Below are 16,219 nucleotides of genomic sequence, written 5' to 3' on the forward strand. Positions count from 1 at the left end.
ATGAGTCAGTATCCCGCGCTTCGCCTCCGCCGCACCCGCGCCTCCGAATGGAGCCGCCGGATGCATGCCGAGACCGTCCTAACCCCGGCCAACCTGATCTGGCCGCTCTTCGTCACAGAAGGGGAAGGGGAGGAGCCGATCGCCTCGCTGCCCGGCGTCTCGCGCTGGGGGCTGAACGGCATTGCCGACCGCGCCCGCGAGGCGCGCGACCTCGGCATTCCCTGCCTGGCGCTGTTCCCCAATACGCCGCGCGAACTGCGTACCGATGACGGGCGCGAGGCGCTCAACCCCGACAATCTGATGTGCCGGGCGATCAAGACGATCAAGGACGCGGTGCCCGATATCGGCGTGCTCACCGATGTCGCGCTCGATCCCTATACCGCCCACGGCCATGACGGCATCGTCGACGCCAATGGCTATGTCCTCAACGACGAGACCAGCGCGGTGCTGGTCGACCAGGCGCTGGTCCAGGCCGAGGCGGGGGCGGACATCGTCGCCCCGTCGGACATGATGGACGGCCGTGTCGGCGCGATCCGCGCGGCGCTGGAGGCGAACGGGCACGTCAACGTCCAGATCATGGCCTATGCCGCCAAATATGCCTCGGCTTTCTATGGCCCGTTCCGCGACGCGGTCGGCTCGCGCGGGCTGCTCAAGGGCGACAAGAAGACCTATCAGATGGACCCGGCCAATGCCGAGGAAGCGCTGCGCGAAGTCGCGCTCGACATCGCCGAGGGCGCCGACAGCGTGATGGTCAAGCCGGGCCTGCCCTATCTCGACATCATCCTGCGGGTGAAGAGCGAGTTCCAAGTGCCGGTCTTCGCCTATCAGGTGAGCGGCGAGTATGCGATGATCGAGGCCGCGGCGGCAGCGGGCGCCGGCGAGCGCGAGGCGCTGGTGCTCGAGACGCTGATGGCCTTCCGCCGGGCCGGCTGCTCGGGCGTGCTCACCTATCATGCGCCGCTGGCGGCGAAGCTGCTCGCCCGGTGATCGAGACCGCCCGCCTGCGCCTCCGCCCCTGGGTCGAGGCCGACAAGCCGGTGTTCCATGCCCTCGCCAATACCCCGGCGATGATGGAGCATTTCGGCGGCCCGGTGCCCCAGGCCAAGCATGACGCGATCATCGACAAGATGATCGACCAGCAGGCCCGCCACGGCCATTGCATGTGGCTGGTCGAGATCCGCGAGACCGGCGAGATGGCGGGGGTCTGCGGCGTCCGCATCGGCGGCCATCCGAACACGCCGGTATCGGACGAGCTCGAGATCGGCTGGCGGATCGGCGAGAAATTCTGGGGGCAGGGCATCGCCCGCGAGGCGGCCGAGGCGAGCATCGCCTGGGGCTGGGCCAATACCGACCGCCCGCGCATCGCCGCCTGGACGGTGATCGGCAACACGCGCAGCTGGGGCCTGATGGAGCGGCTCGGCATGCGGCGGCGCGCCGATCTCGACTTCCGGCACCCCGATTTCGCGCCGGAAGACCCCTTCGGCGCGATGATCGTCTACGCGATCGACCGCCCGGCATGATCGAGACGGAGCGTCTCCGCCTGCGGCCCTGGAGGCCGGAGGAGCGCCCGGCGTTCGATGCGATTTTCAATACCGGGCCGATGATGCGGTATCTGGGCGGGATCCAGCCCGTGGCGAAGATGGACGCGATGTTCGCGCGTCGGCTTAATGACTATGCCCATTTCGGCCATTGCTACTGGGCGACCGAATTGCGCGACACCGGCGAGCTGATCGGCAGCTGCGGCATCCGCATCGCATCGGACTATCCCCCGGGTGCGCTGGTCGCCGGCATGCCGGAGATCGGCTGGCGGATCGCGGAGCCGCATTGGGGCAGGGGCTATGCCCGCGAGGCGATCGAGGCAAGCATCGCCTGGGGCTGGGCCAACCTCGATGCCCGGGCAATCGGGGCCTGGACCACGATCGAGAACCAGGCGAGCTGGGGCCTGATGAAGCGCCTGGGCATGACCCGCAGGCCCGATCTCGATTTCCACCACCAGGGCTATCCGCCCGGAGACCCCGTCGGCGCGCAGATCGTCTATGTCCTTACGCGCCCCGGAACGACCGACTAGGAAGCATGATGATCGAAACCTCCCGCCTGATCCTCCGCCGCTGGCAAGACAGCGATCGCCCTGCCTGGCACGCCATGGGCCGGGATCCGGCAGTGATGGAATTCCTCGGCCCGCCGCTCAGTGCCGAGGATGCCGATGCCGCAATGGCGCGCCAGAACGCGCTGCTCGATGCGCACGGCTATTGCTTCTGGGCGATCGAGCGCAAGGAAGACGGCGCGTTCCTCGGCTTTTGCGGGCTCAAGCCCGGGCCCGAGGGCACGCCTTTGTTCGGGCAGGTCGAGATCGGCTGGCGTCTGGCCGCTACCGGCTGGGGCAAGGGCTATGCGCGTGAAGCCGCGCAGGCCAGTCTGGACTGGGCATGGGCAAATCTCGATACGCCCCAGGTCGCGGCGATGACGGTGCTGGGCAACACCCGCAGCTGGGGCCTGATGGAGCGGCTGGGCATGACGCGCGCGCAGGACGAGGACTTCATCCACCCCAATGCACCCGACTGGCTCAACCCGCACATCACCTATCGGATCGCGCGCCCGGCGGCCTGATGGCGCAGCGCAAAAGGTAGCGGAAACATCCTGGCCCTTTACTAGCGGGACGTCCTCTGCTTGCCTCCGCGGCATGTTCGTTACGTATCCCGCACAATCCTTTCCCCAACCTTGGTTCAGCGATCGGCAAGCCGAATCGGCCCAGAGCGGCACGGGGCGCTGACGGGATGGAGGGCAGCATCGAAGACGTGACGCCACAGGCCGGATCGCGCACCACGCGCTGGCTGTTCGTGGCAGCGATCCTCACCGGATCCTTCCTGCTCTTCCTCGTACAGCCCATGGTCGCGCGCATGGCCCTGCCGCGGCTCGGCGGCGCGCCGGCGGTGTGGAACAGCGCGATGCTGGTCTACCAGGCACTGCTGCTCGGCGGCTATGCCTATGCGCACTGGCTCGGCCGCGTGCCGCCGCGCATGCAGGCGACCATCCATATCGGCGTGCTGATCGTCGCCGCGCTCTGGCTGCCGATCGGCGTGAGCGCCACCGAGCTGCCCGGCGATGCCGAGCCCGCGATCTGGGTGCCCTGGCTGCTCATCGCTTCGATCGGCCCGCTCTTCTTCGCCATCTCGGCCCAGGCACCCTTGCTCCAGCGCTGGTACAGCCTGGCCAGCCATGGCCGTGATCCGTACGCGCTCTACGCAGCGTCCAATATCGGCAGCTTCGGCGGGCTGATCGCCTATCCGCTGATCGTCGAGCCGACATTGGCGCTCAAGGGGCAGAGCTGGCTGTGGACCGCCGGCTATGTCCTGGTGCTCGCACTGGTTGCCACCTGCGCCGCCCGCCTGCCACGCCAGGCCGAGGGCGAGCCGCATGTCGCGCATCACACGCCCGCGCCGCCGCGCCGCCGCGTGCTGCACTGGATTATTCTGGCCTTCGTCCCCTCGGGACTGATGCTGGCCACCACCACCTTCCTCACCACCGATATCGTCGCGGTGCCGATGCTATGGGTGCTGCCGCTCGGCCTCTATCTGCTCAGCTTCTCGGTCGCCTTCCGCGACAATGCGGTGCTGCCCGACATCCTCACCCGCTTCGCGCCGGTGATCATCCTGATGTTCGGTGCCACGCTGATCGCCGGGCACCAGCAGCTTGCCTATCTCAATGCGCTCATCGGCCTGCTGCTGCTGTTCACCGTCTCGGTGACGCTGCATGCCCGCATGTATGCCCTGCGCCCGGCACCGGACCGGCTGACCGGCTTCTACCTCGCCATGTCGTTCGGCGGCGTGCTGGGCGGCGTGTTCGCAGGTCTGCTCGCGCCGATCCTGTTCGACTGGACCTATGAATATCCGCTGCTGGTGTTCGCCGCCGGCATCCTCAGCCCGCAGATCTTCCTGCTGCCGGTGATCCGCGATTTCTGGCTGCACGGCGCCAGTGGCAAGACGGTCCTGATCGGCGCGCTGGTGGCGCTGCTGGTCTGGATCGGCATCGCCAATCCGGGGCAGTTGCTCGGCGAGATGCACGAGCAGATCGCCTTTGTGCTGGTCGCCGTGCTCGGGCTGGTCGCGGTAGGGCGGCGTCCGGCCTATCTGGCGGCGCTGGCGGGCGGGCTGATCCTGTTCGGCGGCTATCGCTCGATCCAGCTCTCGCTCTCCGACGCGCGCACCCGTAGCTATTTCGGTGTCTACACCGTCACCGAGTACAAGAACGAGAACCAGCTGGCGCACGGCACCACGCTGCACGGCATCCAGCTAAAGGGCGCGCAGTCGACCCAGCCCACCACCTATTATGTTCCCGGGTCAGGCGTGGGGCAGGCGATGCAGGCGCTGCCCGAGCTTTACGGGCCGGCGGCTCGTGTCGGCGTGGTCGGCCTCGGGACCGGCACGCTCGCCTGCTATGCCAAGCCCAGCCAGGCGTGGCGATTCTTCGAGATCGATCCGGCGATCGTCCAGCTCGCCCGCGATTCGGGGAAGTTCACCTTCCTGCGCCAATGTGCGCCACAGACCCGGATTTCGATCGGCGACGCCCGGGTGCGCCTTACCGAATCGCAGACCGCCAGCCTCGATCTGCTCGCGCTCGACGCCTTTTCGTCCGATTCGGTGCCGATGCACCTGCTCACCCGCCAGGCTTTCGCCACCTATAGCCGGGTGCTGGCGCCGAACGGGCTGCTGCTGGTCCATATCTCGAACCGGTTCATGGCGCTGGCACCGGTGGTGTCCGCGGCAGCGCGTGACGGGGGATGGAAGGCGATTCGCCTGTCCTATGAACCTGCGCCGCATTTCATCGCCACGCCGCTGCCGGGCGGGGGCACCAAGGTGGATCAGGTCGAGCCAAGAGCCGAATCGGCTTCGGAATGGATTGCGCTCAGCCACGATCCCGCGGTGCTGCAGCGGCTGGCGGCACGGGGCGGGGGCTGGCGGCAGCTCAAGAGCTGGCCGGAATTCCAGCCCTGGACCGATGACTATGCGTCGGTGATCCCGGTGCTGCGCGTTCTGCACCCAGACCTGACGGAAGACTGAGCCTAGTTGCCGGTGCCGCCCAGCGCGGCTTCGAGCGAATCGATCCGGTTCTGCTGCTGCGTGGCCGCCTGGTCGGCTTCCGCGACCGCCGCATCGAGCGCTGGGTAGGGCGGCAAGCCATCCACACCGCGCTGCGTCGCCAGTTCCTCCAGCTCGGAGAGCACCGAGACCGCCGGGCGGCGCAACTCGGCCAGCGATCCCATCGCTACCTGCGCCTGCAGCCATGCCTCGGACCCCTGCGGGAGCCCGCGGGAGACAGCGATCTTGGCCTCCGCATCCTGAGCGCCGGCGGTGAATGCCTTGATCCCCTCTGCCAGCGTCCCGCGAATCTCGGCGATTCGCTTGTCGAGCGCCGCGTCGGGCGTCGCCACCGCCACGGGGCGATCGGGCTCGGCCAGGCTGGTCGATTCAATCGGCCGGGGCAGCAACGAGGGGAAGCGCCCCGTGGATTCGGTGCATCCGGCGAGGGCGGTAAGGCTGAGCAGCAGAATAAATCGCATGAAAGTGCCTTATGCCTGTGGAAAAGTGCACGCAACGGCTTGCGCGATCCAAAAAGCGCTTCTAAAGGCTCCCCTCCACAGCGCACCCGTAGCTCAGCTGGATAGAGCATCAGACTACGAATCTGAGGGTCGGACGTTCGAATCGTTCCGGGTGCGCCAATTAAAACCCCGCTAGGCCAACGGCTTAGCGGGGTTTTTCTGTTTCAGGCTCTGCGCGTTCCGGCGGCGGCCGCAGGGCCGTCCAGAAGCTCTTCGAAACAGAAAGCCCCGCCGGACCGGGGTCAGGCGGGGCTTGGGTCTGTCGGCCTTTACAGGGCAAATCAGGCGGTGGGTGGGTTGCCTGGCAGGATCACCGTCACGCGCAGGCCGCCGATCGGCGAGCGGCTCGCCTCGATCCGCCCATGATGCGCCTCGACGATCGCACGCGCCGTCGCCAGGCCAAGGCCGGAGGCGGCCGATTCGTCCGAACGGTCCGAGCTGCGATAAAAGGGTTCGAACAACCGCTGGGCGAGCATCACATCCACGCCCGGGGCATTGTCGTCGATGATCAGGCGCCAGGCATCGCGCGAGCTTTCGAGGCCGAGCACGATTCGGCCGTTCTTCGGCGTGTAGCGCAGCGAATTGTCGATCAGCGCGCCGAACAGCTGCTCGATGCGCGCGCCGTCCCATTTCACGATCACCGTATATTCGGGCAGCGTGCTCGTCTCGAGCCGCACGCCCTGTGCCTCGGCGCGCTTCCTGTCGGCATAGATGGCGTTGTGGATCAGCGCGCGCGGATCGACCTGGGCGAAGCTGACCGGCAGGCGGCCGAGATCGGCCAGCGCCACCGCGTTCAGGTCCTCGGCCATGTGGATCAGCCGGCGGGTATCCTCCTCGATCGCGCCGATCAGTTCGGGCGGGAGCGGGGGATCCACCTCGCACAGCTTGATGAAATGCTCGCCCATATTCTCGGTCGGCGTCTTGAGTTCGCCCGAGATTGACACCAGCCAGGTGCGGCGTGCGGTCTCCAGGCGGCTGAACTGGCTGGCGATGCGGCGCAGGTTGCGCATCGTCGCCACCACTTCGGCCGGGCCTTCCTCGTCGAAATAGAGGTCGAGATCGCCGTTCACCACGTCGCGGCTCATCCGGTAGAGCTGGAGCTGCGGCTTCGTCCAGCGCCGGGCGAAGACATAGGCCATCACCAGCAGCAGCACGAACAGCACCAGCACGATCGCCGCCACGCCAATATACTGGGTGGCGAGTACCCGGCGATCCTGGTCGTTGAGCTCCGGCGGACGGACGATCTTGGCGGTCGCCACGGTGCGGCCATCGACCTGGACCGGGCGTTCGGCGCGCGTGGCGAGGCTGGTGGTCGGGCCGGCGATGGCCTGGCCCTGCGGATCGACGAGCAGCACGCGCCCGGAAAGCGGCCCGGGGAGCTGCGCCACCTGGTCGAGCGGGCGCCCGGCGCGCGCTGCTTCCGCGGCGGTCTGCACGAACGCATCGAGCCGCTCGCGGTCACGCTGGGCCAGTTCGGCTTGCTGGCTCTCGTGCATCACGAATACCATCAGGCCGCCCGGCACTACCGCGGCGAGCAGCGCCTGCGCTGCGAGAGAAGAAAATATACCCCGGAACAAACGCACGCGCTCAAAACCTCCCCACAGGCCAGCCCGACGGCCGCTAAACCCCGATCGTTACAGAAACAATTCGCTGGTCAATCCGGAACATCGAAGCTGTCCAGGATCTTGGCGCCCGCCATGAATACAGCAATCGGGCAGAGTGCGAAGAGCATCCAGCCTTCCCACCCGGGAAACTTGCCGAGATAGTGCACGCCGCGCTCCGTCGCGCCGCAGGCAAGGCCGTAGATTACGAGGAACGCCTCGAACTTGGACTTGATCGTGAACAGGCGGCCGATGCGGTAGAACATGCCAGAGGTTAAGCAAGCCCCGGGCCAAGCGCCAAAATACGTAGTTTCGCGTTAAAACGGATGGTTACCTGTAAGTAAATCCGACAGGTCCAGTGCCTCGAGCAGCGCGGCCCGTGCCGCCTCCACCTGGGCGATCAGCGCCGGATCGGCGATCGAGTCGAACGGGATCGCCTCGGGCCAATGCGCCTCGATCACGGATGCGATGCGATCGAGCCTTGCATCGTCGACCAGGAAGCGCGGATCGACCGTCGACGGATCGCAGACCACGCGCAGGCGCAGACAGGCCGGGCCGCCGCCATTGGCCATGGACTGGCGGACATCGACCACCTCGAGCCGCCGGATCGGGCCATTGCCCGCGACATGCTCCTGCAGCCAGTTCCACACGCTCGGCGTCGCCTGTGCCTCGCCCGGCAGCACCAGCGCCATCTCGCCCGAGGGCAGCGTCACCAATTGCGCGTTGAACAGGTACGACTTGATCGCATCGGCGAGGCTGACCTTCGCCGCGGGCACCTCGACGATCTCCACTTCCGGCAGCATCGCGCGCAGGTCGGCGTAGAAGCGGTCCTTGTCGGCAAAGGCCTGTTCGTGCGCGAACAGCACCCGTCCGTTCGCCACGGCGACCACGTCGTTGTGGAACGCGCCGGCGGCGATCGCCTCCTCGGACTGCTGGACGAACAGCACGCGTTCCAACCGGTGCTTGCGCGCCACCGCCGCGCTGGCATCGGGATGCTGGCGGGCAGGGAAGGGGCCGCCCGAGATGCCATAGACGAACACCTCGACCCCCGGTGCGCCATGCTCGGCGGCAAGCCGCATGTGATTGGCCGCGCCCTCGTCCCCGAACGGCGCCGGCACCGGACCGTGCACCGCGAAGGCGGGGTCGGCAAAGGCGATGCGCAGCTGCGCCAGCGTCTCGGGCCATTCGTGGCTGCGATGCGGCATCGTCACCAGGTTGGCGACGCTCAGATGGCATTTCCCGTCGCCGGTATCGGGCGCCGGCGAGACAGTCGCGGCGTTGGCTGCCCACATCGGCGAGGCGGAGAGCGCCTGGGCCTGGCTGTGCGGCGGCGCATCCTCGAAACGGGTGCCGAGGCGCGCCAGCCAGCGGTGATCCGGGCGGGCATGGGGGAGGAGGATGCCCTGGGTCAGCCCCAGCGCGATATTCGCGCGCATCTTGGCGATGCCCTGCAGCGCCGCAGCGCGCGGGAACGAGGTCTCGCCCCGGTTGCGCGTCGCCGCGAGGTTGCCGTGGCTCAGCCCCGCATAATTATGGCTGGGGCCGATGATCCCGTCGAAATTGATCTCGGTAAGCATCAGCGGCCCACATGCATGACTTCGTCGCCCACACCGACCCCGAGCAGCTCGGAAGTGCGCGGATCGATGACGACGCCGTCGCCCTGCGCCGTCACGCGCCCCTGCGTCACCCGGAAGCCGGTGAGCCGCCCGGTCGCGACCAGCGCGGCCTCGCCGCCCGGCTCGATCGCCGACACCCTGGCTGTCCTGGCATCGCGCACCGTGTTCACCTGGTCGGTCCGCGCGGTCATTGTCGGGCCACCGTCGAAGATGTCGACATAGCGCTCCCAGGCGAAGCCCTCGCTCTCCAGCATCCGCATAGCGGCCCGGCCAGAGGGGTGCGGCAGGCCGATCACCCCGCGCGCGCTCTCGGAGAGCATCGCGGTATAGATCGGGTGCTTGGGCATCAGGTCGGCGATGAACTGGTTGCCATGGATCGCATTGAAGCTGTCCGCCTCCTGGAAGTTCATCCCGAAGAAGCGCCCCGCCACGCCATCCCAGAAGGGCGAACCGCCCGCCTCGTCGATCACCCCGCGCAGTTCGGCGAGGATCCGCTCGGCGAAGCGCGCCCGGTGGCGGGCGATGAACATGTAACGGCTGCGTGCCAGCAGCATGCCCAGCCCGCCGGCGCGTTCGCCCGGATGCAGGAACAGCCCGCCCACCTCCGAGCAGCCCTCAAGGTCGTTGACCAGGCTGAGCGTCTCGGCGCGGAAGGTTCGGCCCAGTTCCTCGCTATGCTTGGTCTCGGTGGCGAGGCGATAGGAATAGAAGGGCCAGCGCTGCCCCACGGCAGTGAAGATCTGGCAGGTACCGCGCACTTCGCCGGTATCGACATTTTCGAGCACCAGCACGAACACGTCATCGCCGCTCTCGTCCTCGGCGCGATCGAACGCCGCATGGCTGCGCGCGAGCTTGACGCGGAGCACGTCCTTCTCGGGCTGCAGATTGGTGAAGCCACCGCCGGTCAGCTTCGCCATCTCGTAGAGCGCCTGCAGATCCTCGTCGCGGGCGGCACGGATCACGAAACTCATAACTTCCCCTTCTCGGCGATACGCAACATGGTGACGGCGGAAAGCGCGGCGCGTTCGGCCAGGCTTTCCGGGATCAGGAATTCGTCCGGGCTGTGGATCAGGCCGCCGCGCGCGCCCATCGTGTCGACCACCGGCACCCCGCAGGCGGCGATGTTGTTGCCGTCGCACACCCCGCCGGAGAATTTCCAGGCGACCGGAATGCCCAGGTCGGCGCCGGATGCGCGCACAAGTTCGAACAATTTCTCAGCACCGGCATCCAGTGGCTTGGGTGGGCGGTTGAAACTGCCATGCACATGGATGCGTACGTCATGCTTCACGGAAACGATCGCCACGGCCTGGTCGATCGCGATCCGGGCGCGAGTGATCGCCTCGGCATCCTTGGGCCGGAAATTGACGCGCAGGATCGCCAGTTCGGGCACGACATTGTTGGGGCCACCCCCGTCGATCTTCGCCGGGTTCACCGCAAGCCCGGGAGCCTTGGCGTCATTGAGCCGCATCGCCAGGTCCGCGGCAGCGACCAGCGCGTTGCGCCCCTCATCGGGGTTGCGCCCGGCATGGGCGGACTTGCCGTGGACCACGATCGAGAAATTGCCGGTACCCCCGCGGGCGCCCGCCAGCGTGCCATCGGGCAGCGCAGGCTCATAGGTGAGCGCGGCAACCTTGCCCTTGGCGGCGCCGGCGATCAGCCCGGCCGAGGAGAAGGAGCCGGTCTCCTCGTCCGAATTGATCAGCACCTCATAGCCGACATGCGAGGCGAGCGTGCTGTCCTCCACTGCCTCCAGCGCCGCGAGCATCAGGGCAAGCCCGCCCTTCATGTCTGCGGCACCCGGCGCATTGAGGTTGCCATCGGGCAGCCAGCTGTTCGCCTGGAACGGATGATCGGCACCATAGACCGTGTCCATATGGCCGGTTAGCAGGATCTGCACCGGCGCGTCGGGACGCACCGCTAGGTGAAGATGATGGCCATGGGCGAGGGGCAGCACCTGGCCGTCGACGGTCACGCTGTCGGCGGGTTCGGGCTCCACCAGCGTAATCGGGCCGGGCAGGACGGAGAATGCGTCGGCCAGCGCATCGGCCATGCGGGCGAGCCCCGCGATATTGCGGGTGCCGCTGTTGATCGCCGTCCAGGCCTCGGTCCGCGCCAGCATCGGCGAGGCCGCGGCCCTCTCCACTGCCGCGCGTTCTGTCTTGGAAAGCTCGGTCATCCACTGGACCTAGCGCGAAATATTATTGCGGTCACCCCAGTGAACGCCGGGAATCTCATGCAGGCAAGGCATGGCACCGCTTACCACTCGGTTCCCCGGCGAAAGCCGGGGAACAAGGAAGGAAGCAGCCGGCCGAGCCGTCAGGTCAGAAATCGACGACCAGTGCCGCGCGGCTGGTGGAGTCGGTGCTCTTGCGCCCGATCGCCGGGGTGCTTTCATATTGCAGCGAATAGCTGAACTGCGCCGAGAGCGGCCCGAAGAGCTTGGTGAGCAGCGCCGACTTGGACGAGACGGTGCTGTTGGCGTTCTGCAGATAGGCCGAGGCATTCTGCGTCACCGAGATGCCCTTGGTGATCTTCCAGCCGAAATCCACGCTTCCGCGCGCCGCGGCATTGCTTTCGGCCGGCTGATCGATGAAGCGGGTGTACCGGAACGCCGGACCCACTTCGAGGTCGAGCTTCACCGCCGGCGACTTGACCGCGCTGTAGCCGATCCCGCTCGACAGCGAGACGCGGTCGGAAAAGCCGGAGAAGCGATCGCTCTCATATTGCGCGGCGCCGTAGAGATAGGCGCGGTCGTCGAACTTCCAGTTGGGTTCGTACGCAGCGAGATAGCGCTCGCGCGTGGTGATCCCCAGGCTCTCCTGATAGTCGCCCTGGATACGCAGCTTGTGGCGCCATTCCAGGCCGTCGCGCTTCAGCTCCATCGCCGCCGCGATGCCGACATTCTCGGTATTGCCGGTAGTCACATAGCCGCCGAGCTCGGCATGACCCTTCACCAGCGCGAAGAAATCGGCGCTGCGGATCTTGGCCTGCGCCTTCTTCGTCCTGGAATCGCGCCAGTCGGCCGCGATCCTCACCAGCTGGTCGGCGCCGTCCGGTGCCGCCGTCCGCGCATATTTCACGATCACGGCAACGTCGTTCTCGTTGCCCGATTCCATCGCCGCCTCGAGCATCAGCTTGAGCGCCTGCGGAACATTCGCCGTGGCCAGCGCCGCGGCAACACCGTCATCATCGTCATCCAGTGGCATGGCCATCGCCGGCAGGGCAGCAAACAGCAACGGCAGGGCAAGGAGCGAGGCGCGCATGACAGGGTCCGTATCGCCGTTATGAGAGCGAAACTAGGGCAGGATCAGACGAGATGTTGTCCAAAGACGGTCAACAGTTCCTTATATAGCGCCCGCTTGAACGGCACGATCAGCTCGGGGAGATCTTTCGGCTCGGCCCAGCGCCAGGCGCGGAACTCGGGCTCGGCGGTCTGGATGTTGACGTCGCCGTCCTCGCCCAGGAAGCGGAACAGGAACCAGCGCTGGCGCTGGCCGCGCCACTTGCCCTTCCAGATCCGCCCGGCCAGGTCCTCGGGAAGGTCATAGAACAGCTCGTCCGGGGCCTCGGCGACCAGCTCGGCAAGCTCGCGGGCCACCCCGGTCTCTTCCCACAGTTCGCGCCAGGCTGCCTCAAGCGCGTCCTCGCCGGGATCGATCCCGCCCTGCGGCATCTGCCAGGCCTCGACCACGGAATCGAGCCGCTGGCCGACGAACACCCGGCCGTGGCGATTGAGCAGCATCACGCCCGCACAGGGGCGATAGGGAAGGGAGGCGATATCGGTCATGGGGCCTCGTAGCGCGAGATGGACAGCCAAACCACCCTCGTCATCCCCGCGCAGGCGGGGATCCAGAGCCAAGCAAGTCAGTCCTTTGTCACCCTGGATCCCCGCCTGCGCGGGGATGACGAATTGGGAGACGCAACCTACCTTCCAAGCGAATGATCCACCTCGTCCACCATCCAGACTACGTCGCTCCGGCGCCAGCGCGCAGCCAATATCAATGGAACAAGAACGGCCTCGTCCGCGACCTGCTGCGCGAGGAAGGGCCGGTCTTCACCTGGCACGAGCCCGAACCGATGCCGCGCGCCTGGCTCGAGGCCGTCCACGACCCGGACTATGTCGAGGAAGTCCTCAGCGCCGCCGTGCCGCCCGAGAAGGAGCGCCGCATCGGCTTCCCGGTCACGCCCGAAGTCGCTCGCCGGTCCCAGGCCGTTCCCGGCGGCACCTATCTCGCCGCCCGGCTCGCGCTCGAACATGGCTTCGCCGCGAACACCGCTGGTGGCAGCCACCATGCGCTCGCCAGTACCGGCGCGGGCTTCTGCGTGTTCAACGATCTCGCCATCGCCGGCGTGCGCCTGGCGGAGGAGGGGCATCGTATCCTGATCGTCGACTGCGACGTCCATCAGGGCGACGGCACTGCGGCGCTGACCGCGGGACGCCCGGAGATCGCCACCTATTCGATCCATGCCGAGAAGAACTTCCCGGTTCGCAAGGCGCGCTCCACGCTCGATGTGCCGCTGGCCGACGGGGTGGGCGACGCGGAGTATCTGGAGGCGCTGGAGGACACTCTCATCCCGCTGCTCGAAAGTTTCGCACCCGATCTGGTTCTTTATCAGGCGGGCGTCGATCCGCTCGCCGGCGACCGGCTCGGCCGCCTCGGACTCAGCTACGAAGGGCTGATCGAGCGCGATCGCTGGATTTCCGCCGCCATGACGTCACGCGGCGTCCCCTTCGCTAGCGCATTGGGTGGCGGCTATGGCGAGGATGCGCTCGAAGTCTCGCGCCGCCACGTTGCCTCGATCCTGGCGCTGGGGCAGGGCGTGCCCCGGAGCTGATCCGCATTTTCTGCTTTGGGTTGAGGGAGATTGGAGCGTAGACATCTGCGCAACGATATAAAATTGCAGGAGACAGGCTGTGGCGACTGCCGCGCATACGCTTACGCCCGAAGAGGCGTCGGCGCATCCCGCACCTGAAGCGATCGTGGTTCGTTTCGCCGGCGACTCCGGCGATGGCATGCAGCTCACCGGCGGCCAGTTCACCCTCTCCACCGCGCTGGCCGGCAACGACCTCGCCACCTTCCCCGATTTCCCCGCGGAGATCCGCGCGCCCCAGGGCACGTTGTTCGGGGTCTCCGCCTTCCAGATCAACTTCGGCTCGGCCCGGATCGATACGGCGGGCGACCAGCCCGATGTCCTCGTCGCGATGAACCCGGCGGCGCTCAAGACCAATGTCGAAGCGCTCAAGCCCGGTGGCCTGATCATCGCGGACGAAGGCGAGTTCGGCCAGCGCAACCTCGACAAGGCAAAATACCCCGCCAATCCGCTCGAGGATGGCAGCCTGGCGCGGTGGCAGCTGCTCAAGCTCAACATCTCGCAGCTGACCCTCGACGCGGTGAAGCCCTTCGGCCTCGGCAACAAGGAGGCGCTACGCTGCAAGAACATGTGGACGCTGGGCCTCGCGCTCTGGATGTTCGATCGCGATCGCCAGCCCCTGGTCGACTGGCTCAAGGCCAAGTTCGCCAAGGCCCCCGATCTGGCCGAAGCCAATATCGCCGCGCTCAACGCCGGCCATGCCTATGGCGAGACCGCCGAGCTCGGCGCGATGGGGATCAGCCAACGCCAGGTCGCCGCCGCGCCTGCCGAGCCCGGCCTGTACCGCACCGTCACCGGCGCGGAGTCGATCTCGCTGGGTTTGGTCGCGGGGGCCCAGCTCGCGAACCTGCCGATGTTTTTCGGCGGCTATCCGATCACCCCGGCCAGCGCGATCCTGCACACGCTCTCGCGGTACAAGGAATATAACGTCACCACTTTCCAGGCCGAGGATGAGATCGCCGCGGTCGCTTCGGCGTTGGGCAGCGCCTATGCCGGCAGCCTTGGCGTCACCTGTTCCTCGGGGCCGGGCATCGCGCTCAAGACTGAGGCGATCGGCCTGGCGATCATGACCGAATTGCCGCTGGTGATCGTCAACGCCCAGCGCGGCGGCCCCTCCACCGGGCTTCCCACAAAAACTGAACAGTCTGACCTATATCAAGCTGTCTACGGCAGAAATGGTGACGCTCCGTTGCCGGTGCTCGCGGCTCGCTCGGCCGCTGACTGCTTCGACGTCGCGATCGAGGCGGTGCGCATCGCCACCCAGTATATGACCCCGGTGATGCTGCTCACCGACGGCTATCTCCAGAATGCCGCCGAGCCCTGGAAGGTGCCGGACATGAGCAGCTACGAGCCGTTCCCGGTGGCGTTCCACACCCAGGTCCCGCCGGAAGGCGAGAAGTTCCAGCCCTATGCCCGCAATGACAAGCGCGCGCGCCCCTGGGTCAAGCCCGGCACGCCGGGCCTGCTCCACCGCATCGGCGGCATCGAGAAGGCGCAGGGCTCGGGCAATATCGATTATTCGCCCGCCAACCACCAGGCGATGACCGACATGCGCCGCGACAAGGCGATGGGCATCGACGTGCCCGACCAGCCGGTCGAGCAGGGACAGGCGGGCGGCAAGCTGGTGGTGGTCGGCTGGGGCTCGACCTATGGCCCGATCGCCCAGGCGGTACGCCGCGCGCGGTCAAAGGGGCATGACGTCAGCCACATCCATATCCGCCACATCTGGCCGCTTCCAAGAAATCTTGGCGACCTGCTAAAGAGTTACGAGCATGTCCTCGTGCCGGAAATGAACACGGGCCAGCTCAAGACGCTGCTGCGCGACCAGTATCTCGTCGATGCCCGGTCGCTCACCAAGGTCTCCGGCCAACCGTTCCGCATCGCCGAGATCGAAAGGGCGATCGCCCAGCATATCGGCGTGGACTTCGACCAGGAACTCCCGCCCAGCGACAGCCAGTTGCCCAGTCCGGAGGCAGTGAACCCGTGATCCGCGCCACGAGTTTGCTGATCGGGCTGATGCTCACGGCCTCTCCCGCTGCGGCCCAGAGAACCATGATGTCCCCGAACGTGGTTGCCCATATCAAGGCGTTGCCCACGCAGCTGGCTGGACTCTCGCCCGATTACGGCGACAGTAGCAGCGGATATGGAGGCCCGATGCGGGCCTATCGGAGCAACAACCCCCTCGATCCGGTCATCGCCGTCGTCTTTGCCGACGCTCCGCGAATGAGCGACTGGCATGCCTTGGCCGAGGATGGCCGCGCCAGCCCGCGCCAGGCCGGAGTGATCGACACGCTGTTCGAAGGCAAGTTCAGCCTCGACGGGCGCCCACCTGGCCGCAACTTCTTCGGCGACTATCTGACGAAGCAGGGCATCAAGCAGAGCTGGATCGCCGATGTCGACGGCGTCCGCGTCACCGTGCTCGCCACCATCTACCGCGCCGAAGACCGCCGCCGCGTGTTCGACGCCATCCGCCGCGACCTGTTCGGCGGCGTGACGATGGAGAAGCTCTCCATCGCCGAAGCGAATTGAGGGAG

The 16,219-nt window shown here is 66.9% G+C and carries 16 protein-coding genes and 1 tRNA gene; 9 read left to right on the top strand and 8 right to left on the bottom strand.

The window, feature by feature from the left end:
* From hemB to AAHM44_RS13070, 5 genes are all read left to right on the top strand, one after another.
* On the top strand, window positions 1-987 hold the full coding sequence (hemB, locus tag AAHM44_RS13050; protein WP_342250244.1) for a porphobilinogen synthase: 987 nt from the start codon (window positions 1-3) through the stop codon (window positions 985-987).
* Window positions 984-1,520 carry a GNAT family N-acetyltransferase gene (locus tag AAHM44_RS13055; RefSeq protein ID WP_269575316.1) on the top strand — a complete coding sequence of 179 codons (537 nt, stop codon included), beginning with the start codon at window positions 984-986 and terminating at the stop codon, window positions 1,518-1,520. Before hemB ends, AAHM44_RS13055 begins: the two co-directional genes overlap by 4 nt.
* Entirely contained in the window at window positions 1,517-2,068 is a 552-nt protein-coding gene (locus tag AAHM44_RS13060; protein ID WP_342250245.1) for a GNAT family N-acetyltransferase, read from the top strand. Before AAHM44_RS13055 ends, AAHM44_RS13060 begins: the two co-directional genes overlap by 4 nt.
* Window positions 2,069-2,076: 8 nt before the next feature.
* A complete protein-coding gene (locus tag AAHM44_RS13065) occupies window positions 2,077-2,607 on the top strand; it encodes a GNAT family N-acetyltransferase (protein ID WP_342250246.1) in 531 nt (176 codons plus the stop codon).
* 167 nt (window positions 2,608-2,774) lie between these two features.
* A complete protein-coding gene (locus tag AAHM44_RS13070; protein ID WP_342250247.1) occupies window positions 2,775-5,057 on the top strand; it encodes a fused MFS/spermidine synthase in 2,283 nt (760 codons plus the stop codon).
* Between the two features lie 2 nt (window positions 5,058-5,059).
* On the opposite strand, the gene AAHM44_RS13075 is transcribed toward AAHM44_RS13070, so the two are convergent.
* Window positions 5,060-5,557 carry a hypothetical protein gene (locus AAHM44_RS13075; protein ID WP_342250248.1) on the bottom strand — a complete coding sequence of 166 codons (498 nt, stop codon included), beginning with the start codon at window positions 5,555-5,557 and terminating at the stop codon, window positions 5,060-5,062.
* A gap of 82 nt (window positions 5,558-5,639) precedes the next feature.
* Here AAHM44_RS13075 and AAHM44_RS13080 point away from each other — a divergent pair.
* Window positions 5,640-5,716: transfer RNA gene (locus AAHM44_RS13080), tRNA-Arg, on the top strand.
* A gap of 161 nt (window positions 5,717-5,877) precedes the next feature.
* Here AAHM44_RS13080 and AAHM44_RS13085 read toward each other — a convergent pair.
* The 7 genes from AAHM44_RS13085 to AAHM44_RS13115 all read right to left on the bottom strand — a co-directional run bounded on the left by AAHM44_RS13085 (window position 5,878) and on the right by AAHM44_RS13115 (window position 12,600).
* Entirely contained in the window at window positions 5,878-7,179 is a 1,302-nt protein-coding gene (locus AAHM44_RS13085) for a sensor histidine kinase (RefSeq protein WP_184166213.1), read from the bottom strand.
* Window positions 7,180-7,250: 71 nt separating this feature from the next.
* Window positions 7,251-7,463: a hypothetical protein gene (locus AAHM44_RS13090; RefSeq protein WP_184166210.1), complete on the bottom strand. Its 213-nt coding sequence runs from the start codon at window positions 7,461-7,463 to the stop codon at window positions 7,251-7,253.
* Between the two features lie 51 nt (window positions 7,464-7,514).
* Complete coding sequence (locus AAHM44_RS13095; protein WP_342250249.1) at window positions 7,515-8,774, bottom strand: N-succinylarginine dihydrolase; 1,260 nt, start codon at window positions 8,772-8,774, stop codon at window positions 7,515-7,517.
* Window positions 8,774-9,784: an arginine N-succinyltransferase gene (locus AAHM44_RS13100; protein WP_342250250.1), complete on the bottom strand. Its 1,011-nt coding sequence runs from the start codon at window positions 9,782-9,784 to the stop codon at window positions 8,774-8,776. Before AAHM44_RS13100 ends, AAHM44_RS13095 begins: the two co-directional genes overlap by 1 nt.
* Window positions 9,781-10,989, bottom strand: coding sequence for a hydrolase (locus tag AAHM44_RS13105; protein WP_342250251.1), 1,209 nt, complete (start codon window positions 10,987-10,989; stop codon window positions 9,781-9,783). Before AAHM44_RS13105 ends, AAHM44_RS13100 begins: the two co-directional genes overlap by 4 nt.
* A 145-nt stretch (window positions 10,990-11,134) precedes the next feature.
* Window positions 11,135-12,025 (bottom strand): DUF481 domain-containing protein, encoded by an 891-nt coding sequence (locus AAHM44_RS13110; protein ID WP_260396045.1) that lies wholly within the window; start codon window positions 12,023-12,025, stop codon window positions 11,135-11,137.
* Between the two features lie 95 nt (window positions 12,026-12,120).
* The gene (locus tag AAHM44_RS13115) at window positions 12,121-12,600 is read right to left on the bottom strand and encodes an RNA pyrophosphohydrolase (RefSeq protein WP_269575325.1); all 480 of its coding nucleotides are present in this window, start codon (window positions 12,598-12,600) and stop codon (window positions 12,121-12,123) included.
* 152 nt (window positions 12,601-12,752) lie between these two features.
* On the opposite strand from AAHM44_RS13115, the gene AAHM44_RS13120 reads away from it, so the two are divergent.
* The 3 genes from AAHM44_RS13120 (at window position 12,753) to AAHM44_RS13130 (ending at window position 16,214) form a co-directional block, all read left to right on the top strand.
* Window positions 12,753-13,649 carry a histone deacetylase family protein gene (locus AAHM44_RS13120; RefSeq protein ID WP_269575326.1) on the top strand — a complete coding sequence of 299 codons (897 nt, stop codon included), beginning with the start codon at window positions 12,753-12,755 and terminating at the stop codon, window positions 13,647-13,649.
* A 79-nt stretch (window positions 13,650-13,728) separates the two neighbouring features.
* Window positions 13,729-15,672, top strand: coding sequence for a 2-oxoacid:acceptor oxidoreductase subunit alpha (locus tag AAHM44_RS13125; protein ID WP_269575327.1), 1,944 nt, complete (start codon window positions 13,729-13,731; stop codon window positions 15,670-15,672).
* Between the two features lie 167 nt (window positions 15,673-15,839).
* On the top strand, window positions 15,840-16,214 hold the full coding sequence (locus AAHM44_RS13130; protein ID WP_342250252.1) for a hypothetical protein: 375 nt from the start codon (window positions 15,840-15,842) through the stop codon (window positions 16,212-16,214).
* The last annotated feature ends 5 nt before the right edge of the window (window positions 16,215-16,219 follow it).

It is taken from the genome of Sphingomonas sp. OTU376 (assembly GCF_038440415.1).
GTDB lineage: Bacteria > Pseudomonadota > Alphaproteobacteria > Sphingomonadales > Sphingomonadaceae > Sphingomonas > Sphingomonas kyeonggiensis_A.